The sequence below is a fragment of the Sphingopyxis italica genome (assembly GCF_011926545.1).
GTDB classification, from domain to species: Bacteria; Pseudomonadota; Alphaproteobacteria; order Sphingomonadales; family Sphingomonadaceae; genus Sphingopyxis; species Sphingopyxis italica.
In genome coordinates, this window is sequence record NZ_JAATIT010000001.1 from 827,818 (window position 1) to 849,341 (window position 21,524).

A 21,524-nucleotide genomic window follows, 5' to 3' on the forward strand; every position below is an offset into this window, starting at 1 on the left:
CCCTTCCAGCAAGCCACCACAGGCCTACAGCAAAGCCCGTCAAAAAACCTAGCGGCTCCTCTGTCCGTCACTGGTCACGGCCAACGGATAAGGGGATGAAAAGCGGAGCACTTGCAGTCCGGGCAGGCGCAGCCAATCCCGACGGGCTTGCAGGTTGCGCGTCGTCAGACGGCAAATTTCGTTCGGCAAAGAGCCCCGCGTCGCGCCATCCAGGCGTGGATGAAGGCGTCATCGGCGCAGCCGCGGCGCTTTCCGATGCGTGCAATTCAGGCGCGATCTTGGCGACATAGGCGATCGTCTCAGCGGGCAGACCGCGGCGCCCCGATGCGTAGGCATCGGCGCGGCCCGGTCCCGCGTTGTACGCCGCGAGCATCAATCGAACGTCGCCGTAGCGGTCCCACATCTCGCGCAGATAGGCTGCACCGGCGAGGATATTGGCGCGCGGGTCGAACGGATCCCCCCCGAGCCGATGGCGCGCGGTCAGCGATGCCCAGGTACCGGGCATGATCTGCATCAGACCCATCGCCCCGGCATGCGAAACCGCACCAACCTTGCCGCGGCTTTCGGCGTGCATCACGCGCCAGATCCAAAGCTCCGGAATGCCGAAGCGCTGTGCCGCTTCGGCGACCGGTGCGGCATAAGGATGGCGCACCGATTGCACCGCCGCGGCAGCGGGCGCGCAGGCCAAAGGCATCGCGAATGACACAAGAAACGCGCCAAAAGGCACGCTGACGCGGAGCGCGAACCTACCCCCGAAGCGCAGCAGCAGCCCCATGGATCAGCTCCCGGCCTGCGGCTCGGGGCGCGACCACAGAATAGACAAATCGTCGTCGTCGGGGCCGAGGCGAACCAGATTTGCGCGCAGCGGAACAGCAAGGCTCGGGTCGTCGATCTGCAGCGCTATGTACAAGCCGCGCGGACCCGTGCGATCCCAACCGGCCCCGATCTCCGCACCAAGAGCGGGATCGCCGATCAATAAGCGCCAACCCGGCGCATTTTCCTTTTCAGAATAGGCTGCCGGTGTGAGCTCGATTTGCGCGTCGAACGCGAGTGTCTTGATCGAGCCGGAATATCCTCCTGTCGTGTTCCGGCGCATTGTCCCAATGATCATGATGACGTCTCCTTCTTGCCGAGTGATGGTGCGTGGTCGGGTTCGGCGGAGCCCCAGCGAAGCGCCGCCGCCGGATGGGTGCGCGTGAGGATCGGGTGCGCGGTGCCGAGCAGGCCGGCGGCGGATACCGGCCCGAAATAGCGGCCGTCGAGACTGTCGCGCGCCGCATTGACGAGAAAGAGTTCGCCGCGGCCGACGATCCGGCAACCCGTCCAGACGGGGAGCTGGCGGTTCGCCCGATCGCGCGCCAGCGCGCGGGCGACCGCCACGCCGTTCACTGTGACGAAGACGCCGGAACGGCAGACGAGCGCACCGGGAAGGCCCGCGACCCGCTTCAGCAGCGGCACGTCGCGCGGCAAATATCCGCGCTGCGCGAGAAATGTCCCGAGCGCGGGCGGCGGGTCGAGGGCGACAAAGTCGCCGAGCCGCGGCGGCGCGCCCCCATCGACCCTATAGAGGCCAGTCGGAGCACTGGCGCTCGCATTCCAGATGTAGCGCGGCGCGGGCTTCAGCCACGCGACCGCGATGAACAATGTGCTGAAGATCGTCGCGGCCGCCGCCGTGGCTCGGAGTGCGCGGCGGTTCATGACTCGACCGCCCGGCGGCGTAGCCATGCCGTGTGGCGGTCACGGGAATAGGGCCGGAACGGCAGCCCCGCGGCAATCCGGCTGCCGACATGGCGCCAATGATCGGGCGCCGCATCGCAGGCGTCAATGCCGGTCGCTTCGACCGCATCGATCGCCTCAAGCGCCTTTTGCACTTTCGGCCAGCCGTCGATCCGCGCCAGGATTTCGGCGCCGGGACGGACGAACGGGAGCGTCGAATAAGGCTCGCCAGGCGCAACCGCCGCGGCGATCGCGATGGTCGAATGGATCGTCCCGAAGTCGTTCGACGTCCAGCGCACATAAGAAAAGACGGCGCCGGGCCGGAACGCCGCGACGCGCGTGGCGCGGCTCAAGATCCGCTGGGCTGCGATGCGGCCGAAGCGGATCCACTGCTCATGTCGCCCCTCGATCCAGGTCATTTCGACCTCGGTGAGTATGGCGTCACGCGGCGACAGGTGTGCGTCAGCGTTGCGCCTTGCGGTCAGCGGCGGGCCCAGCGCCTGCTCAAAATCGGCGCGCCGCATCAGCGCTGCACCTGCCGCGCCGGGTGAACGGTTCCAGTGCCGGGATCGGAGGTCGACGAGCGACGGCCAAGTTCGACCCAGGCATCGAGTTCGTCGATCGCATAGACGACACGACCGCCGAGCTTGCGATAGGCGGGGCCCGTTCCATAGGATCGGTGCTTCTCCATTGTCCGGTGCGAAAGGCCGACCCGCTTGGCGGCATCGGGGGTGGTCAGAAAACGCGGCGGGTGACCGGTAGTCATGGGGAGCTCCTTCCAGCGGCCGGACCAAAAAGCGCGGACCGGCGGGCGATGTCGCGTCTTGGCGCGAAACAGGCTGCGCGGGGGAGCGGCTGAATTGCGGCGCTATATTTGTCGCCCCGCCCGGCCTGCGAGCAGCGCGCGGTAACCGCCCGCCGCCAGCGCCTCGGCTTCGCGGATGAGCCGCTGGGTTCGGCGGCGCTCGGGCGAGGATTTCCACGCAGCGCCGCGACCGACGATGAGGCGCGGATAGATGATTCGGTGAGCGACCTCATGGCTGGTCACGCCCCGTTCGCCGCGAAGATCGAGGATCGACAGCAACAGATCGAGCCGCTGCGCCTGGTAAGATGTCGGCCGAGACACTGCCGACGCGGACGCTGTTCCGCGGAGCCATTGTTCGAGATCGGCTACCGCCAGCAGGCGCGTCTCGGCCATGCCATCACAGGGGATCAGGGCAGCAAGCGGAACATCTGCCGGATCGCAGCGCAGCCAGATCCGGCGCATGATGCAGCCGTCGCCCAATATATAATGACCACCGTCAGGCGCGATCCGGAAGCCAAGGCGATGCGTCCAGCGAGCCGGATCGAAGCGGAGGTCAGCGGCGAAGGTCGGTGGTGCAGCGTCGAGGATCACGACATAGGAACAGACCGCCGCGTCCCAGAAGGCTGGCGCGTCGAGCGCGGAAACACGCGGATCGACCGGGAAAGCAGAGGCCCCATCGCCGGGCCATGCCCTCCTGCGACGCCGGATCGGCCTTGCGATCCGACATCACGCTTCGATAGTCACGGCGATAGTCCGGACTGCGGCGCAGAAACTCCTGGGCGTAGCCGGGAAAGTCGAGGCGCAGCGGCCCTTCGCTTTTTGCCGTCGTCTCGATCGCCATAACAGCCTCCGGGGAGACCGAAGAGTTGGCGATATGCGGGCATGCGCCAATTCCAAGACGCGGGGATATCCATCCCCAGTAATGGGTATCCCGCCCGGCGCTGCCGGGCGGGTCCCTGCGGCTCAGTCGCCGCGGCGGGTCTGGCGGCTCCAGACCAGGTCGTGCTCTTCGCCTTCGCCCGCGAACAGTTGCGCGAAGATCGGGGCGGTGAAGCTCGGATCGTCGAGCTTGACCGAAAGATAGGGGCGCTTGTCCTGCGTCTGCTTTTCCCAGGCTGCGCCGACTTCGACGTCTCCAACGAAAACACGGTGGCTGGGAGCATTGCCGCTGGGGTCTTTTTCGGGTGCGATGCGAACCGATTTCGCCTGCACCGAGAGAGTGGTGATTTGACCCCGATATTCTCCGGAGACTTTCTTGAACGTGCCGATCTTGGCCATGTCGCATTCCTTCCTTGGCTCGGGCCGCACCATCGCGGCCTCGATGCGCATCGGTCGTCAGCGGGGGACCGGCGGTGCAGCCGCAGGCCCGCAGCGCAGCGGAGGATCGCGCCGTTCGTCTTTCTTGTTTCGCGAGGAATGGCGGCACGCCAGGGGAAGAAAGTCGAACGGCGCGGTTGCACCAAGCCGGGCCAGCGAAGCGGCGCGCTGACAGATGGCGCATGTCGAGAGGCCGCGATGGGACGGCTCTGCGGACGGTTGCGTTGCCGGTCGGCCGGGAAGCGAAGACGATGAGAGGCGGGCGAACGCCTAGCTGTGCAGCGCTGGTCGCTCGATCCCACCCCCCGGCGACAGGAGATCACGCCAACCGGCATAGCCGGTGACGACGGCGGTCAGGATGGACATGCCGCGCTGCGTCCAGGGATTGAGGTCGGCCAGCATCGCGAGCGCGACCCCAACCTGAAAGCCAGCAGCCGCGGCGGCGCCAACGAAAATCAGGATGACGCCAAGCCTGACGGCGAGCGGAGCCGAGCCGCGCGCCAGGTGCCGGCCGAGGGTATGGACGGAGACACCCGCGAGCAATCCCACCGCTAAAATGACCATCCAGCCGAAACCTTGGTCCCGAAGCGTGAAGGCCAGACCAAGCCCGGCGAAGAGTGGCAGCGCGTAAGTCGCGCAGCGAAAGAGCAGGAGCAGACCATAAAATGCGGCAACCGCGCCAAGGATCAGCATCAAGGTCATGAACGTCCTCCCGTCGGACGCGCCCGCCACCACCTCCACAGCGCAAACTGCATATAGATCATAGCAAGAGCCGGCTCGAGGGAGAACCCGAACCGGCTCCAGTCTGGAACCAATTCCAGACGCTTAGCGATTGAACGGGTCATATTCGCTGACGATCGTTTCGGGATCACCGTCGAATTCGTCGAGCGGCATGACCGAATATCCGGCGCTGGTCTCGATGAGGATGATGACGGTCATCATGGTCCGGGCGAGGCTCCATCCGAGCGATTGGGCGGTGGAAAGCGGCATGGGATCAACTCCTGTCCTTGGGAGCGGGCCATTCCCGCTCGACAGGCGCCCCGCCGGACGGGGACAGGCCGCAATCACCGCGCGCGAAGCCGCGGCCCGAGCGAAGCGTGGGGACCCTTCACGGGTTGATTGAAGGAGGCCTGGCTTCGGCCAAGGGAATAGCGGCAATCGAGAGCGGGAATGGCCCGGTCCCATGCGGCAGAGCCCCCACGCCCCACCCCGCCCCCGGCTCGCCGCCGCCTCCCGGCCCCCTTGCTGACCTTTCATTTCGCAGACCTGTCGACATTCTGCCGTTCGCAACACGCGCGGCCCTCGCCGTCCGCGGAGCCCCGATAGCCGAAGAAGAGGGCAAGCAGGCGCGGGTCCAGAACCAACACTCGTCAGCACAGGAAATGCAAAAGGGCGGCCCAGAGGACCGCCTTCTCGTCGATAAGATCAAGCGGCTCCGCCCGAAGGCGGAGCCGGGGTGCCCGTCAGGCCGGCGGGTTCCAGATGATGACCTTCTTCATCGGGTCGTCGCCGGGGGCGTTGGCGACATTGCCGTAGATGGTCCCAAATTCAGGGGCCGACATCGTCACCGACACATATTCGGCACCGTTGTTCTGCGAGAAGCGCTTCCAGCCGGCACCGAGTTCGAATCCATTTTTGCGACTGAGGATGCGATAGTCGGGTTCGTTTTCCTTGGTCTTGCGACCGTTCGGAACGATGGCGATCGGCGCGGTGACGTTGAGGGTGGCAAGCGTGCCTTCGAAGCTGCCGTCGGGCTTGACGTTGAGGTTGGCGATGGTGGGCATGGATTTTCTCCTTCGGTTGCTCGGGGGACATCCCCGATGGCGCCAGAAAAAGGGACCGCGAACTGCCGTCACCGAGCGGCACGCGAGGGCGAACCCCGCATGGGGTTGACGGCCAAGGCGAGCCGGGCCCGCAGAAAGGCGACAGGAAGGGATGGCCTTGAGCAATGGCGACAAAGCCGCCGCCACGTCCATTCAACGATCAGCGCCTCACGCGAAGGCCGACCCACCCAACCTACGCCCCCGATCCGGTCCGGTCAGTCGCAGCGATGCGCACCCCAATATTTGTCCCAGCGCGCGGTAAGGCCGCTTCGAACCATCGCGCAGGAGATATCGCCGGACCGGGGCGATGTGCAGAAAGCGGCGGTGCGGGTGCCGCCGGCCCCGCCGCGCGACAGACAGCGCATGGCCGGTCCGCGGACGAGGATGTGTCCCGTCCGGTTCCGCCCTTGCGGCTCTCCGAGCAAGCCGACCAGATGATCGCGCGCCGCGATCGGATCGGCGTCCGGACAGGGATGCCCCGGGCTGCAACTGCCGTTCATCTCGCGCGCAGCGACGCCGGAAAGGCGGACATGCGGGCCTTCCGCGCACCAGATCGGCCCATCGCCGTCCCAGACCGCGACCGGTGTGCAGGAGAAGGATTGGCCGGCCGGAACGACGGAGGCGAGCAAGAACAGGCTGATCATTATCCGGTCCGTAATCCGAACAACGCGCCACTTCAAACGCCTCCGCTATTACAAAGCATCAAGGGTTAGCGCGAAGCGCCCAAAGAAGAACGCGCTCTTGGCGAGGCCGCAGGCGGGCGGCGTGCGCGCGGGCCTGTGGGCCAGCCGCCGCCCGGCAAGGATACTGAGCCGAGTGCGCTCTGCGCGGCCCAAGATACCGCGCGGCCCCTGGCGCCGCCTGCCGGCGCCAGAGCACGCTCAATTTAGCCGCGCTCGATCTGCCCGCGGCACCAGCGCCAAGTTCAACTCTTGTAACGAATGACGTGCCGCTGCTCGCCGCACAGGCCGCATCGCTCCCGTAACCGCTCAAAACCCCCAACACCGCTAAAGGTGCTGGTGGCGACGCTGGCTTGCGCCATTGAAGACAGGTCGAGGCGGTCAGTGATACATTCATCGCAGAGCGGCGTGCCGTCCATTCGCCGGACAAGAGCCTCGACTCGGTCTGCTATGGATGAACTTCTGGTCATAGGTCCGCCGTAGAGATAGATCGAGAGCCGGGAAAGCCACCTGTATACGAGAGCGAGGTCGGCCGATTTAAGACCGTCCAGCGTCAGGCGCAAATTAGAGATAGCCGACATTTGACGCTCACCATGGCGAAGAACATCGCCCGCCAAGAATGATATCATTTCGGACAAAATATTCACGAGCCGAGAAGCGATCTGCGATTGCTGTCTGTAGCAGACGCAGCCAAAGCTGCGCGCGGTACAGGAAGCAAAACGCTACATTATACCGGAAAGCGCCGCAGCTGCGTTCTCGATCGCGAGGATAAGCACAGCGGACGGGGGGGATGATAATAATGACCACATTGACCGACGGCGAAATCCGCGCCGAGATCGACTCGGGCCGGCTAATCCGCAATGCCGAGGCGAATAGTCTCGCCGGGGCATGTTACGAGCTTCGCATGGGCAGCGTATATTACGATCTCAGCGAAAACGCCGCGCGATTTGAACTCGATCCGCAGGCAAAAGTCCTGATCAAGCCTGGGCACCGCGTTGTTCTGATCACCGCCGAGGATGTCGACATTCCTCACGATATTCTTGTGCGCATTGTTTCGAAAGGGTCTCTGTTCAGCGTCGGCCTCAGCCCGGTCGCAACTTATGCAGACCCTGGGTTCAGCGGCAATCTCGGGATCGTGACCGAGAATGTCAGCGACAAATATATCGAGCTTCCGCAAGGCACGGGGATTGCAAAGGCCGAATTCACCCGGCTCTCGGGCCCCGTGACCAAGCCATATGTCGGTCAGCATGGGTTTCAGGCCGGCATCTGGCCTATCAAGACCCACCTGCAGCGGACGCACGAACAGGTGAAAGGCGACAACCGGGTCCGCAAAGAGCGCGAGGAAGCGCTCGCGCTGCTGCCAGCAGCGACGCGAACGATCATCCGGCAAGTCGAAACTACGCAGCTCTGGGTCGTGTGCGGCCTCGGCTTGGCGGTCATCGTCAATGCGGCCGCGCTGTTTGCTATTCGAAACCAGTGGATGGACAATGTCGATGCCATCATTACCAACTTGGTGGCGAGCGCAATTATCTGGATCGGGACGTTTCTCATCGCCTATTTTCGAAAGACCTGAGCATGGAAATTTCGGCACTGATCGAGCAGCAGATCGAACGCGACCGGCGTCGCGGCTTCAGGGTCGATTTCGAGACCGATGCGGCGCGCGAAGAGCAGCTGACGCACGATCTCATCGGGCTTTTCGGCGAAGTGGGCGAATTTTCGAACCTGCTCAAGAAAGTGACTCTGGCGCGGACCACCAGAGGGTATGCAGGACCGACACTCAGCGAAGCCTCGCCAGACCTGCGCGACGAACTCGCCGACGCGGCAATCTACATCTTCCGTCTCGTGACGATACTAGGTGGCGATCTGGAAAGGGACATTCTAGCGAAGATCGAACGCAATGATGAGCGATATCGTAACCTCGAGCGATAGGCGGACATTCTTCCTGGGCGTTAATACGGGCTACGTCACTGCCGACTTGCCCGACGACCGCTTTGTCGAATTTTACGAGAGCCGCGCGTCACCGCAGTTGCATTGTGCCATCGTCGGTAATGTCGTGGTGCCTGGCGGGTTCGGCAGCAACGCTGCGACGCCGACGCTAACGGACAATGTGATTTGGGAGCAGGTCGCAAAAGCGATTGCCGCTCAAGGTAGCGTACCGGGAATCCAGCTTGCGACTGCTTGGGAAGGCTATGAGGGCAGCCGGAAATTTGTCGGACTGGCCGGTGACCAAGTGATAAACACTGCGCGGGCGCTCGTTCACACGATGGGCAGAGGCGGGATCGGGGATATTCTCGATGCGTTTGACAGTGCAGCGGAGATGGCGCGCAATCATGGCTATGGCCATGTCCAGGTCCATGCTGCGCACGGCTATTTCCTCAGCCTTCTCGTCGACGCACGTATTTATGCCGAGGCGGAGCATGTTCTCGACCGGCTCGCCGCCATGGCGACCAGGCTTGCAGCCGACGGCTGCGAAAGCTCGATCCGGATATCGCTCAAGACGGGCGACACGGAATTCGACGCCGATGGGCGCGAGGAGTTTCAGGATCGGATCGCAGCCTTGCCATTTGACTTTTTCGATCTCTCGTCCGGCTTCTACAATATCGACAAACGTCTCATTTATCCGTCGCTCAGCCACATCCGCAGCGACCGGCTAGCCGAAAGTTTATCGGTTGCTGCGAGGCATCCGGCGAAGGCGTTCATTCTGTCGGGCCGCGCCGCGCACGTTGCGCCCGACGCTCTTCCACTCAATGTTCACATAGGGCTTTGCCGCGACTTAATCGCCAATCCCAATTTTCTCACCGACCCCGCCCATGGATGTTGCGGGAAAAACAAGTGCCACTATTTTTCGAGAGGCGCGGAGCATCTCACCTGTGCGCTCTGGGAGCGGGAACCCATGCATCTCGTTCGGCGAGAGGCGTCGGGCGACCGGGCATGAACTGCCAAGGCGACCTGGGGCGACAGGAGCTTCCGTACACACGCCGAACTGGTAATCGCGGCATTCGGCGGTCCATTTCCCCTGCTCGAGGCCTCCATCTGCCAACGTGGGGGCGCAGGCCTGTTGATGCGTGGCCGTGGTGCGATCCACATTAACGACGCAAACTCCGGGTTCTCAACATTCGCTCTGACGCAAACCAGCCTATTCTTCGCGGGTCAGATACTCAAAAAAATAATGTATCGGGCTCGCCGGTTTTAGTCTGGCTACCGCGGCACGCGGCACAGGCAAATACGATGAATTGATATTGAGAAACCGTTATCTCGTCCTCCGATTCTTGACATCGGTCGGCCGCTCAAGCACTAAGCAGATCGGAACAACGGGAGAACAGCGTTGACATCTCGACATGCAGTCGAAGTGCGCCATGCTCCCCAGTTTGCGACCGTCGCGCCAACGGGGCGAGAACGGTTGTGATCAAGATATCAGGGATAGTTGCCGCACGTCATAGCGATGCGCGGATCGGGGGAATCCGCATTAGTCGCGGGCAATTAGCGAACGGGACGCCAGTATGAACAAGTCAGGAAATCCCGAGGCAATGAGATCGATTGAGCTGTTCGCCGGATGCGGCGGCCTCGCGCTTGGGATGCATCGTGCCGGCTGGGATGGCCTGTTCGCAGTCGAGCGCGACCCGATGGCGTTCGCGACGCTTGCGGCAAACCTGATCGACGAGAAAGCTCCGTACCGCGCGTTCCATAATTGGCCGAGCTGGGTGCCTCGCCAAGGCACCGATCTCATCGAGCTCCTCCAAGACGAAGTATTCTGCGGTCATCTCCGCGGCCTGCGCGGCACGGTCGATTTGATCGCTGGTGGGCCACCCTGCCAGGGGTTCTCGGTCGGCGGCAAACGCGACGGCGAGGACGATCGCAATAGCCTGGTTTACCGCATGCTCGATTTTGTCGAATTGGTGCAGCCGCGCGCTGTGCTGATAGAAAATGTGGAGGGCATGGCCCGCCGTTTCGTCTCAAAGCCGGGCTCCGCGGGCATCTCGGTCGCCGAGGATGCGATCGCGAAGCTTGAGGATCTAGGCTATATTGCAAGCTACCACCTCATCAACTCGGCCGACTTCGGCGTTCCGCAAGCCCGCAAGCGCGTTGCCATCATAGGGGTGCTCGCCGCCGGTATGACGCGGCAAGCCCTGCATGACCTGACGGCACGGGCGATCGAGCGCGGTGCGAAGGCGGTTCGCGTCGAGCACGGGCTGCCTGAAGATGGCTTCATCAGCGTTAAGGACGCGATCGACGACCTATCAGGTTCGCGCCTTGTAGAGACCCCCGACAGCCCGCGCTTCAAGTCCGGCACTTACGCCGCGCCAAAGAGCGCATACGCCAAGCTGATGCGCGAGGGGGTTGCCGAGGGCGCGATCCCGGACTCGCACCGTATGACGGTGCATGGCGAGGGCGTGAGCGCGCTCTACGAGCTGGCTCACCGCACCCAGGCACCCGGGCGGCTATCCAAAGAGTTCCTGCTCGCCAACGGCACCAAGAAGGACAAGAAGGTTCTTCTCGACTCGTCGGCTGTGGTGGCGACGATTACCACGCACCCGGACGAATATATCCACTACAAGCACCCTCGCAACATCACGGTGCGCGAGATGGCGCGCCTGCAGTCGTTCCCCGACCTGTTCACGTTCCACGGGCGCTATACCATCAACGGCCCGCGCCGTCGCTTTGACGTCGCGCGTTGCAGCCAGGTCGGCAACGCCGTACCGCCGCTTATGGGAGAGGGATTGGGCCGCGCAGTGATCGAACTCCTCGGGGAAATCGATGTACTGAAGGCTAAGCCGAAAACTGATCCTCGCGCGAAAGTCGATGCCTAAGAACAACCGATCCGCCGCTGGTCAGCGGCGGATCATGCAGGCAATCCGGTCGAAAGATACGAAACCAGAGTTGCGCGTGCGTCGGCTCCTGCACACTCTAGGGTACCGATTTCGCGTCCACCTGAAAGATTTGGCGGGCAAGCCTGACATCGTCTTTACCAAGCGCCGCAAAGTGGTCTTCGTGCACGGATGCTTCTGGCACGGGCACCAAGCCGAGGGGTGCCCAGACGGCAAGCGGCCCCAATCGAATACCGGTTACTGGGACCCGAAGCTCGACCGGAATGCCGAGCGTGATCGCAAAAATACCGCTGCATTGCAGGCTGCGGGATGGGACGTCCTCACCGTCTGGGCATGCGAGACACTTAATGAGGACGCGTTACGCAGCCGTCTGATCGCATTTCTCGGCAGTCCCGTTGCCAAGGCCCCGGAGCGCTGCGCCGAAAGCTGATGCTAAATCTGCGGCGCGGTCTGACGACACCATTACGATGTCGCCCGGTGCGCCCTTAGGCGCAATGTTCGCCGGGAAAACAAGAATCGCCTTGGGCAGCTGGTGCTGGATGCCGCCCCAGATGCCTGTGAAATCCCGGAGATAGCCCATCACCTTGTACACACTGTCCCGGATATAGGCTGCGTCCTTGGTCTCTTTCACCTCGACGAGCACGCGGCGCTCGTCGAGGCCGGATTTGAACTGCACGATGATGTCGGGCCGCCGCTCAGATCCAGCGACGCCTTCGTGTGCGCCGATCAACTGCTGATACTCGGAGCCACAGCCTTTGAATATCCCGCTGGGCACTTGGTCGAAGAACACCTCGGCCCTGGTCCCGTCGGCGCGGCAGTAGGTCGCGACCGCCGAGCGCCCGCGCTGGATGAGGCCGTAGGCCTTGGGCTCACCGAAGCCGAGGTCGCCTTCGATCGCCTGCATAACCAGGATGAGCGCGTAAAGCTCGAACAGGTCCTCGCTCGACACTGGCGCCAGCCAGCCCTTTCGCAGCAGCTCCAGGATCTGCGCCCATTTGCCGCGAATCACTGCCTGGTCAAAGTCGCGCGCCAAGTGCGCCAAGTGCGAATAGCGGCGGTCGCGGTGGCGGATCGCGGTCGACAGCATGCGAGCGCTGATGCGGTGCTCGAGTTCCACGCCCTGCAGATAGGTGTTCGACAAGCCACGCGCGGCCGATTCGCGGATGCTGGCGAAACGCTGCGGCAATGCGCCGGTGCCGCGCCGGCCCATGTCGTTTGCGGCCATCATGATGCGGGTCAGGAACAGTTTCAGCAGCCGGTTCTCGGGGATGTCAGCGGACTTCTCGGTATGCTGGATCAGGTAACGGCCGCGAGGCACAGCGCCCGATAGCCGCCCAAGGATCGTCTCCTGCCATAATACTCTGCCCTTGAAGGCTTGCTCCACTGAAGGCGGGGAAGAGCGCGACCCATGACCGAGGTTCTTGAGCAGCACGGGAAGATCATGAAAGATGAACTGCTCAACCTCAGGCTGCGATAACCAATATGCACTGGCCAGCAGCTCGATACTTCCCCCCCGGTCGTCGAGGCGCGTCAGAAAGGATTGCAAGTCGACCTCGCTGCCGTCCGTGAACGCCGGTAAGAATTCGAGGTCGCGTCCCGGCATTAGATAACGGCCACCGCTCGCCGTGTCGCAGATCGCCCGCGCCCATATCTCGCGCCGCGAAGCCAAGCGACTACTCCATCGCGCCGGTAAACGTTCGAAGCCGCGCCATGCTCTCGGCTGGTAGCGCTTGCAAACCGAGCGAGGCCGCCAAGCTGGTTGCGATCTCAGCCGTCTGCTCGTGCCGGCCCTCGAACTGCGGGAACAGATAGGATTCGAGGGCTGCGAGTACGAGTATCGCCGGGTCGGCCTCGAACCGGCGCATGCGGTCGATGAAACGAATGATGTCCAGCGGGATCGCCGGCCCCACACGTAGCCCGAGCGCGCCGAGGCCTGTCCCGTCCTCGACCGCAAAGATCGCGACGAGGAGGTCGACAATCGCGTCATGAAACTTGCTGTCGCTGTCGTCGATCAATGTTGCCGCGATCTCCAGAATAGCACGGTAATCGACCTCGCCCGGGATCGCGATGTCGATCACCGCGACACGGCGTGAGAAGGCGAAAGACATCTGGAACAGGCTGGCTTTGTCGAAGGTGTTCATGGTGCCGATCAGGCGCCACGACGGATCAAGACCGTACACGTGGCTTTCCGGCTCTTGCGTGTTGGCCATGCCAAGCACGACGCGACGGTAGGCGCCATCGTCTTGGCGCTTACGGTAGGGGAGCATGATGCTCTTGCGCTTGCCCCCCAGCAGCGTGAACATCTCGCCGAACGCCTTGTCGATGTCGGCGCGGTTCATCTCGTCAATGATCAGCCACTTGTTCGCCGCCATCGCCTCGGTGAAGACACCCGGGATGAAATCGAGCGGCTCGGCGTTACTGCCGGCCATTGGGATCGGCATGTAGCCACCGATCGTATGGACGGACGTCCAATCGGATGTCGCGGTCACCACGTCGTAGTGCTGGCGGATCGAGCGGCAGACAGCCTCCGCCAGCTCGGTTTTGCCGACGCCAGGCGCCCCTAGCAACAGGACGTGCTTGCCCGCGGCCAGCGCGGCGACGACCTTCTTGTAAGCCCCCTCCATGCCGCGCAGGTCACCAAGGCTCGGCTCCGGCGGCAGATTTGTAAACCAGTCGGGTTCCGGCGTAGCTTCAGGCTGCCCCGGCTGAGCTTCGAGAGAAGTGGCCGCTGTATCATCACCGGTGGCCAACAGGTCGCTAAAGGCTTCGCCGGCGGGAGGAGGCGGCAGGTTCTCGCCGTAATAGAGCAGCAGGATGTTCTTCCCGAATTCGCGGATCGGCTGAAGCTCGTCGATTGCGGCGTCAACAGCCTTTACGAGCTCGCCAATATCATCCTCGATCGCGTCAAGGTTGCTATCGTTAGGATCGGTGACCTTGAACGTGATGTACTGCTCCAGCTGGCGCGTGACTGCTCGCACCGAGCCGGGCGCATCCTCCGCCCACCAGATGTCGGGATTACCCCAGATCTGATAATCGAAACCGCGCTCCCGCTCGAGCGGGTCGATCAGCGTCTCAAGCCGGTTCCGGATGTAGTCTGCGGCGCGTCGCGGCTCTGACTGCTGAGCACGTTCCGCACCGAGGAATATGCCAATCATCAATCGCGTCGGGTTGAGCCCAACCAACCAGAGCCGAACGTACACGATGCCAAATGAATCATGCTTTTGGACAATGCCCTCGGGATACAAGTCGAGAAAGCGCGAAGGGACACCAGTTGGCAACTCGCGCTCGCCGAAGGACCACCCGAAATTTCGCTTGGTGCCAAGCGCTCCGAGGAACGCCGGCAACGCCGTACTCACCGATGCCGCGTCGTCGGCAAGAAAGGCTGATAGAAACAACGACTTCCCCCAAGAATCATGTGCCTGATCACAGGCGTCATGGCCGCAGGGGATAGATTGCGAAAGCCATGGTGCCAAGCATCCTATACGCCCAAGCCCATCGAGCGCGATATCGCTGGCCGCTCATCCCGCGAGATGCATATGAACGGTCACCTTCCGAGATGCTCTCCCAGCCGCGCCGTTAAAGATGCTGGCGCACGCTGGTAGAGCGCGCCTATTTAAATAAATGTGATCAGGATGCGCAGACGTGCACCTCCCACCGCGCTATTCCTCGTGCCTTCCGATATACCCGACCAGAACATGGGGCGCAGACGGCGAGGTACCAAAGTATATTCGAGCGCACCGGTCTGGCGACGTTCCGTCGGTAGGCTTCGCATGGAAATCGCAGGTGACGTCGCGCCCGTTAACCGGGCGCGTACGAAACTTCCTTCCGCCGGCACTATTCTTGGCTGTTTCGGAATCCCCGCTGCACACAACGCCTTGCTCTTCGAGCCATTTGGGAATGGAAAGCCCCAAGGGGCCTTGGGCTAGTCGATTAGAAAGGTCGCCCAATGTCCTTAGATAACGCAGTATCTTTTCCGGTGGGCCAGCCTCGGAATTGAGGCGAGCGACGTCGGTGTCGGTTTCGTGGGCGATCTCGACTCTACCGGCCAGTTCTTCCCGGGCACGGAGTACTGCTTCTACGACCGATTGTGGCTCGGCACTGCCCGAAGGCAACTCTTCTTCATTCAGGCCAGCATCAGCCGGCCGCATCGTACGGAGCGCGGTCCAGGCGCTGCCGAGATTGTCGGTCAGGGTGCGTATCTCTGCATCCTTCGCATCGATCTCTTTCCGTAGCGCGGCTATTTGCCGTTCATACTCCACCGTGGGCGGCCCTTGGGGAGTGAGCAGTGCAGCCCTAGCCTTGTCGGCCACTGCGCGATCCGCAGCTCTCGCAAAATCGCCAAGGGATGGATCGTCGGATACATAGGTTGACGCGTCAAGAATACGCCCGCCAATCGCGGATCGGAGCCGTTCGCGCGCTAAGGGTTCACTGTCGGCCCGGGCCATCAGCCAGTCCCTAGTCCAGAGCGGATGTGCGCGAGGGTCTCCGCGGCTACCGCGCATCGGCCACAGCAGCCTTACCGCACCGTTGTAACAAGACCAGGCAGCGCCCCACTGCCTTGTAAGTTCCCAAGCCGCCTCTGGCTCAATTCGTACGACATGGGCCAACCCGCAGAGGTCCTGCGCCAGACGGTCGTGAAGGTCGCCCGCCAATGTCTGGCCGTCAAATTCCGAGACCACCACGATCGGCAAGCATCGCTTATCGAACTCTACGAGCGTCTGAAAGTCGTCGAGATGCGCTTTCGTCGCGACCATGCTGTGCGCGAAGACACGCTCGCCCGTCGCACCGACCGTCCAAGCGACATCGCCTTGGACCGCCGCGCGAATAAATTTGGGCGCCCGCAGCGAAATCCCGATCGGCGCAATGCCGAAATCGGAACTCAACGACAAGTTGGTCTGAAGTATCGTGCGGTTTGGAGACGATACGATATGAACGTCGGTTTGAAGAGTCCCGCCATCGATATTTTCGAGGATCGTAAAACAGGTACGGCTAAGATCACCCACCTTTTCGTCGACTCTTTCGACTAAAGCCTCTGCGCCGGACTGTGCAATAGTCAAGTTGCCATCGTGGCTGCTCGAAAACTTCCGATCTTTCCAGCGTTCGATAATCGCTGCGCCGGCCTCATGCCCTTGAACGCCTTCCGATGTCAGCTGTATCTTCGCGACAATGCGCATCCCCCCTCCCCTGCAATTTCACTAACCCGACGTAACCCGGATCAACAGCATCCTAAATGGCCGCCATTTCGACGATGGATAGGCTGATCCTTCTACTTGCCCATTCCCGCCCGGATTATCTAAAAGTAGCTGCTTATCCGTTCCGCGACTGGCACGTGTCTACCCTCCATCAAAAAGGCCGACCGAGCGACGGTCTCCGGGCATGCCTCCCGTCAAGGCCGACGATCCAAACTATTTGATCGAATGACGCTGCGCGGCGGCGGAAAAAGAAATCATAACTATGTTCTCGCAATATTGTTGACGTCGGCCTGTTGTAGACGGTCAGTGTTGCACTGAGTTTAGCGCAAGCCGACGTGCCGGCATTACGCCAGAAGGGCCCATCTAATTCAATGCGGAGATTGATTGGCTTGCAATCCGTACCGTGGTGAGTTGAGGTCTGGCAAGGGTCAGGGGAGGAGCGGTCGAGAATGTCGACAAAAGGAGCGTTTTGCAGCTCAGGGCTTGGAACATTGAGAAAACTGCCGCCCCAAAAGCGCGCGCGTAACATGCGCGGGACTTCCTGAAAATGGACGCCCGCCCAACGCCACGGCATCATGATATGATAGGCACGACTGACTCGAACACCGCTGTGCTCGGGCGATAGGCGACGGCTGGCTTATAGTGGCAAGCGACGACGAGACACTTGCGGGCCGAGCGGCGGCGGACCGGCTGGCACACGACTGGGACAATCGTGACTGGGTCCCGGGCGTCGTAACGACGGCATGGGCACGCGCGGCTGTCGCGCGCCTAGGTGAAATATTTGCCGAGGCGCCGTCGGTGATCCGCGCAAGCATGAAGGGCGCGGACAAGGGCGCCAGCACCTTGAGCCCTAGGCCATTCCAAGGAATAGTTGAGTGCCTGCAGAACGCAGACGACTTGGGAGCGACCAAGCTGCATGTCGCTTATCGCGGAGGAAAGAAGCCTGCCCTCCTGATCGTCCATGACGGGACGGCGGTGACGCTGTCCAACGTCTGCGCAATGCTGCTCCCCTGGCTCTCGACGAAGGACGCCGATCCCGACGCAGCGGGCCGTTTTGGTATCGGGCAGCGGACATTGAATTCGCTGGGAGGGCCAATCGCGCTTCATGCGCCGCCCTTTCATTTCGTGATGACTGGCAGCGGCCCCGTGGCATGCGAACCGGAGAGCGATGTCCCTAGCGTCTATCGGCCCAGCCAGCGCGACACGATGCTGGTCATCCCGCTTGCGCCATCGGTGAGCCCTGAAAGCATAGCCGCTGCCGTGCGCGAACTCGACGCTGACGCGCTGATCTTCCTGAAGTCCATCCGCCGTATCGACTTCCATCATCTCGGCGAACCGTCGCGTAATTTCGCGTTCGCGATCAACGTCACACCCGAGCGTAAGGGCTCGATGTTCTTTGGCGAAGAGGAAGCGGACGTCGCGATTGCTGACATACGGGTTGTCGAACCGAGCGATGTGCCGGGACCGCGAACTTACCGGCGTTACTCCACCCGCCGAAACCTCAAGCCTGGCGAGAAGCGATCGAACAAAGCGACCGGGACCTCCACACCGCTTGCCATCTGCGTACCGATTGACGGCGTGAAGCCCCTCCGGCTCTACGACCGCATGCCTTTGCCGATCGGCACTGGCTTGCCGATCGGCCTCGACGCTCAGTTCGATCCGGATGCTGCGCGTTCTACGCTGCAACCGAATAAGTGGAACCGACATCGGTTTGCCGATCTCGGCAAGCTTGTCGCGTGGGCTGCGATCGACGCCTTCGCAACCGATACGGTAACGGCGTGGAACCACGTGCCCCTGGAGGCCGAATTGGGTTCGTCTGACGAATGGGCATTGGCGCGTGTCCGCGAACTCGTCGTGACCAAGTGCCACAGCATACTGCAACGCCAACTGGTCTTCGATATGGAGTCCGGCCCGACCGAGCTGTCCGACCTCGCCTATGAGTGCCGCGAGCTCGAGCCGCTACTGACGGAAGAGGACGTCGAGGAATTGATGCCGGAGGGCATCTCTTTGCCGAGGTCGGACCGCGACGAGCAGGATCGGTGGCGCGATGTGCTGGGCGAGTTGGGCGCGACCGGCGAGATCGACGTGGTGAACGCACTGGAAATTCTCGACAGCCCCCACAAGCGCGCGACGAGCTGGTATGTCGACTTCGCCGCTCTAGCCGAAGAGCATGGCCTGTTGCCAGCCTTTTTGGCTCGGCCAGGCATCTTGCTCGCGGACGGCACGACCACCTCGCGTCCTGCATCGGCCGACATCTGGGTGTTGGTCAAGAAGGCCGCGCCGATTGCACTCGCGACGCGGCTCGGGCTCGCGCGGATCATCCACCCAGCATATTTGGAGTACGAAGCGCCGACAGCGGCCTTCGTGGCCAAACTTGAAAGCATGCATGTGCTGTACGAGGATCGCGACACCGCGGCGGACATCTTCTCGATTTTAGGGCGCGGTGTCGCCGAAATCGTTCAACCGTCGAACCCAATCAGGCTCGACGATGACGATCTCCTGGCGCTGCGTGACGCCTGGGCCGGATTGCCCCGAGAACGCCATTCAGAGCTAGGTATCAAGGTAGGCGCGCGGATCGCGGTACGCGCGACGTGGCTGGAAATGGACGGACGGCGAGCATCCGGATGGTTGCGGCCAGTGGAACTCTACCTTCCCGCCACGATCGACCGAGAGGTCGACAGCTTCGCCAAGGCAGCCGCGCGGACTCCTGGCCTCAGATGGGTAGACCCCGAATATGCCAAGCTTCTGAAGCAGAAAGCGGGGCGTTCGGCGATCGGTGCTCAGCGCCTCCTTTCCGCATGGGGCGTTGCCCGCGAGCCCAGGCTCATAAGGCCCACTGACGAGCGGACGCGCTGGGCGCGCGATCCTACGCCCGCCAGCCCGGTCGATTCCCCGATGCGCACCGCCGAGCAGCTGCAAAGTATTCGGGTGGGAGGCTATTACACAGATCTGATCGACGATCACTGGTCGCCCGACGCGGAGGCCGTTGCCCGGGATATTGCCAAGGCGCCGGTGAAGACGCGCCGCAAACGTGCCGTCGCGCTGGTTTCGGTGCTCAGTCGCGCATGGGAGCGGCGATTATCCGACTTTGCTACGGCAATCGCTGCGACGGCTTACTCAGGCTGGATCCGGGGTCCCGAGGTCCGCGCCACTTGGCTTGCCCGTCTCGGGGACGTGAAGTGGATGCCCGATGCGGGCAGCGGCTTGCAGCGGCCGACTGACCTCCAGCTTCAAGCGGCGGGGACGCCCGTGAGACCAGGCGAGCGGTCCTTCACGGTGGCACGGTTCGACGCGCACGTGCAACGTTCGGGGATCCTCGCTGCGCTCGGCGTGAAGGCCGGTCCGACGCAAAGGGACCTCATCGAAAGGCTTCGCAGTTTGCGTGCCGCGTCCGTGACTACGAGCACCGTCGATGAAGTGACGACGATCTACCAGCTGCTTGCGTCGTCGCTCCGTGATCGCAGCGAGGGTGTGCCCGAGGGACGGATGACCGCGTATCAACTTCGCAACGCGTTTCGCGCGGGCGTTGATGGTCCGGGCCTCCTTCTCGTCGGCAAACAGTGGCTGTCACCCGAAGCTGTCCTGCGCGGGCCAGCGATTTTCGGGCCGCGCCGCGCGTTCGCGCCGCACATCGACGGGCTGGAGCCGCTTTGGAAGACGCTCGGCGTCGAACCCCCCAATGCCAGCGATGCGATCGCCGTCCTCAAGGAATTGTCGGATGCGCCGCCTGCGCCGGTCGACCTCGGCGTCGCGATCCGCGCGCTCAAGCTCGTTGCTGCCGCCGTACCCGACATGTCGGTTCAGTTGAGAACTTCGCTGCGGCGGCTCCCACTCTGGATTGGCACGGCATGGAGCACGGAGCGCCCCATTTATGCATTCGAGGGCGAGGCGCTGCTCGCCAGCGCGCCGCCAAGCATGCCTGTCTGGAGGCCAGGTCTCACGTCGTTCGCGGCAATCGCTCCGCTACTCGAGCCATTGGGCGTCATCCTGCTGACGCCATCAGACTTTCGGCCAGAGTCGACGCCCGCTTATGGCGTTGCCGAAGGCGAACGACTTCGGCCGATATTTTCGCGCGCAGTGGCGCTGCTAAGACAGGAATTGGTGAAGGCTGACCAGAATCTCCTCGATAGCCTCGCGGTCGAATGGGATGACCTGCTCGCCGCCCAGCTGGTCGTCGACCCCGAGCTGACGATCGTTGGCGAACTTCCGACGGGAACGATCAAGCTGCCGGCAACGGCGCATATGGTGCGCGATCCCCTGCGCCTGATCGTCCGGGAGGCCGCGCAGGCAGGAACAGCGGAGAGTGGCGGCGCAGCGGTGGCGTCACTTTTCGACGGCGATCACCAGAAAGCGGCATGGGCATGGGCTGCCATATGGCCTCGCGCGGACAATGGAGAGCGGGCGGTGGGCGCGGTCCTTCCCAAGGCGCGGGCAGAGCGCAGCGGCGGCAAGGAGCGTCTCGACGAGCTTGCGCGTCAGGCCGCGCAACGTGAGCTGGCCGGAAAGCGCCGGACGGGGAAGCCCGAAACCAAGACCAAGACGCGCGTGCAGCCCGTACAAGTCCGCAAATTGCGCGAGTTGGACGAGCTTGAGCCGTCGGCCGGGGTGATCGTGAATGAAGGCGCGAAACCGTCCGGGGACATCGTGTTTGCGAGGCGGCAAGCAGCCAAGGAGAGGAAGTTCGGTCGGAAGCGCAGCCGCGACATCCAGAATGGCTCGGCACCCGCACGAACCGTGCTACCTCCCGTTACCGATCGCGAAAAGATGGCGCTCGATGCCGTCCGGCGCGCCCTTTGCCTAGACGTGGAACAGTTCAACGATCTGCGGGACACTCGCGGTGTGGGTGTCGATGCGATCGACGAGTTGCGCCAGTGCTATGAAATCAAGATGAGCTCAGGCGCGACGATGATGACCGACGTCGTGCTCACTGCCAGCGAAGTGGAGGCGGCGAAAAATGACCCGGACTTCTTCCTAGCGGTGGTGGCGGGGCTCGAGGACGGCGAGGGCGAGCTCCGGGTTCGTTTCATTTTCGATCCGCTCGCCAATTTGGACGTTCGGATGCGCAGCGATCTGACGCTTACCGGCGTAGATAAGGCCGAGGCGCTAGAATTCTCCTTCAAGAAGCGCCCCGACCCAACTGCGGCGAGTTGATAATGATAGCCGTA

The 21,524-nt window shown here is 62.7% G+C and carries 22 protein-coding genes; 6 read left to right on the plus strand and 16 right to left on the minus strand.

From position 1 onward, the window contains the following. Positions 1-67: 67 nt before the first annotated feature. The 13 genes from GGR90_RS03615 to GGR90_RS03675 form a co-directional block, all read right to left on the minus strand. Positions 68-694 (minus strand): lytic transglycosylase domain-containing protein, encoded by a 627-nt coding sequence (locus GGR90_RS03615; protein WP_245198478.1) that lies wholly within the window; start codon positions 692-694, stop codon positions 68-70. 84 nt (positions 695-778) lie between these two features. Beyond that, positions 779-1,111 carry a DUF736 domain-containing protein gene (locus GGR90_RS03620; protein WP_167919402.1) on the minus strand — a complete coding sequence of 111 codons (333 nt, stop codon included), beginning with the start codon at positions 1,109-1,111 and terminating at the stop codon, positions 779-781. Next, complete coding sequence (locus tag GGR90_RS03625; protein ID WP_167919404.1) at positions 1,108-1,698, minus strand: S26 family signal peptidase; 591 nt, start codon at positions 1,696-1,698, stop codon at positions 1,108-1,110. The genes GGR90_RS03620 and GGR90_RS03625 overlap by 4 nt, the downstream gene beginning before the upstream one ends. Then, positions 1,695-2,213: a DUF2840 domain-containing protein gene (locus GGR90_RS03630; RefSeq protein WP_245198479.1), complete on the minus strand. Its 519-nt coding sequence runs from the start codon at positions 2,211-2,213 to the stop codon at positions 1,695-1,697. Before GGR90_RS03630 ends, GGR90_RS03625 begins: the two co-directional genes overlap by 4 nt. Before the next feature lie 26 nt (positions 2,214-2,239). After that, on the minus strand, positions 2,240-2,482 hold the full coding sequence (locus tag GGR90_RS03635; protein WP_167919408.1) for a helix-turn-helix transcriptional regulator: 243 nt from the start codon (positions 2,480-2,482) through the stop codon (positions 2,240-2,242). Positions 2,483-2,584: 102 nt separating this feature from the next. Continuing rightward, positions 2,585-2,983, minus strand: coding sequence for a DNA -binding domain-containing protein (locus GGR90_RS03640; protein ID WP_167919410.1), 399 nt, complete (start codon positions 2,981-2,983; stop codon positions 2,585-2,587). Positions 2,984-3,074: 91 nt separating this feature from the next. Next, positions 3,075-3,362, minus strand: a complete 288-nt coding sequence (locus GGR90_RS03645) for a transcriptional regulator domain-containing protein (RefSeq protein WP_209023548.1) — start codon at positions 3,360-3,362, stop codon at positions 3,075-3,077. A 122-nt stretch (positions 3,363-3,484) separates the two neighbouring features. Further along, entirely contained in the window at positions 3,485-3,799 is a 315-nt protein-coding gene (locus tag GGR90_RS03650) for a DUF736 domain-containing protein (RefSeq protein WP_037557681.1), read from the minus strand. Between the two features lie 309 nt (positions 3,800-4,108). After that, the gene (locus GGR90_RS03655; protein ID WP_058539111.1) at positions 4,109-4,540 is read right to left on the minus strand and encodes a hypothetical protein; all 432 of its coding nucleotides are present in this window, start codon (positions 4,538-4,540) and stop codon (positions 4,109-4,111) included. Positions 4,541-4,663: 123 nt separating this feature from the next. Further along, complete coding sequence (locus tag GGR90_RS03660) at positions 4,664-4,828, minus strand: hypothetical protein (RefSeq protein ID WP_167919412.1); 165 nt, start codon at positions 4,826-4,828, stop codon at positions 4,664-4,666. Between the two features lie 473 nt (positions 4,829-5,301). Continuing rightward, positions 5,302-5,622: a DUF736 domain-containing protein gene (locus GGR90_RS03665; protein ID WP_167919414.1), complete on the minus strand. Its 321-nt coding sequence runs from the start codon at positions 5,620-5,622 to the stop codon at positions 5,302-5,304. Positions 5,623-5,876: 254 nt separating this feature from the next. Further along, on the minus strand, positions 5,877-6,308 hold the full coding sequence (locus GGR90_RS03670; protein ID WP_167920800.1) for a hypothetical protein: 432 nt from the start codon (positions 6,306-6,308) through the stop codon (positions 5,877-5,879). A 278-nt stretch (positions 6,309-6,586) separates the two neighbouring features. Next, the gene (locus GGR90_RS03675; RefSeq protein WP_167919416.1) at positions 6,587-6,988 is read right to left on the minus strand and encodes a hypothetical protein; all 402 of its coding nucleotides are present in this window, start codon (positions 6,986-6,988) and stop codon (positions 6,587-6,589) included. A gap of 152 nt (positions 6,989-7,140) precedes the next feature. On the opposite strand from GGR90_RS03675, the gene GGR90_RS03680 reads away from it, so the two are divergent. The 5 genes from GGR90_RS03680 to GGR90_RS03700 all read left to right on the plus strand — a co-directional run bounded on the left by GGR90_RS03680 (position 7,141) and on the right by GGR90_RS03700 (position 11,597). Then, complete coding sequence (locus tag GGR90_RS03680) at positions 7,141-7,914, plus strand: dCTP deaminase domain-containing protein (protein WP_167919418.1); 774 nt, start codon at positions 7,141-7,143, stop codon at positions 7,912-7,914. 2 nt (positions 7,915-7,916) lie between these two features. After that, positions 7,917-8,270, plus strand: coding sequence for a hypothetical protein (locus GGR90_RS03685; protein WP_167919420.1), 354 nt, complete (start codon positions 7,917-7,919; stop codon positions 8,268-8,270). After that, the gene (locus GGR90_RS03690; RefSeq protein WP_167919422.1) at positions 8,242-9,276 is read left to right on the plus strand and encodes an oxidoreductase; all 1,035 of its coding nucleotides are present in this window, start codon (positions 8,242-8,244) and stop codon (positions 9,274-9,276) included. The genes GGR90_RS03685 and GGR90_RS03690 overlap by 29 nt, the downstream gene beginning before the upstream one ends. A 565-nt stretch (positions 9,277-9,841) precedes the next feature. Continuing rightward, a complete protein-coding gene (locus tag GGR90_RS03695) occupies positions 9,842-11,149 on the plus strand; it encodes a DNA cytosine methyltransferase (RefSeq protein WP_209023550.1) in 1,308 nt (435 codons plus the stop codon). Then, positions 11,142-11,597 (plus strand): very short patch repair endonuclease, encoded by a 456-nt coding sequence (locus GGR90_RS03700; RefSeq protein ID WP_167919424.1) that lies wholly within the window; start codon positions 11,142-11,144, stop codon positions 11,595-11,597. The genes GGR90_RS03695 and GGR90_RS03700 overlap by 8 nt, the downstream gene beginning before the upstream one ends. Here the strand turns inward: GGR90_RS03700 and GGR90_RS03705 are convergent. From GGR90_RS03705 to GGR90_RS03715, 3 genes are all read right to left on the minus strand, one after another. Continuing rightward, positions 11,526-12,836: a hypothetical protein gene (locus GGR90_RS03705; RefSeq protein ID WP_167919426.1), complete on the minus strand. Its 1,311-nt coding sequence runs from the start codon at positions 12,834-12,836 to the stop codon at positions 11,526-11,528. The genes GGR90_RS03700 and GGR90_RS03705 overlap by 72 nt on opposite strands. A gap of 4 nt (positions 12,837-12,840) precedes the next feature. After that, positions 12,841-14,562: an AAA family ATPase gene (locus tag GGR90_RS03710; protein WP_167919428.1), complete on the minus strand. Its 1,722-nt coding sequence runs from the start codon at positions 14,560-14,562 to the stop codon at positions 12,841-12,843. Between the two features lie 264 nt (positions 14,563-14,826). Further along, on the minus strand, positions 14,827-16,341 hold the full coding sequence (locus tag GGR90_RS03715) for a hypothetical protein (protein WP_167919430.1): 1,515 nt from the start codon (positions 16,339-16,341) through the stop codon (positions 14,827-14,829). Positions 16,342-17,001: 660 nt separating this feature from the next. Between GGR90_RS03715 and GGR90_RS03720 the strand changes: the two genes are divergently transcribed. Continuing rightward, the gene (locus GGR90_RS03720; protein ID WP_167919432.1) at positions 17,002-21,510 is read left to right on the plus strand and encodes a hypothetical protein; all 4,509 of its coding nucleotides are present in this window, start codon (positions 17,002-17,004) and stop codon (positions 21,508-21,510) included. The last annotated feature ends 14 nt before the right edge of the window (positions 21,511-21,524 follow it).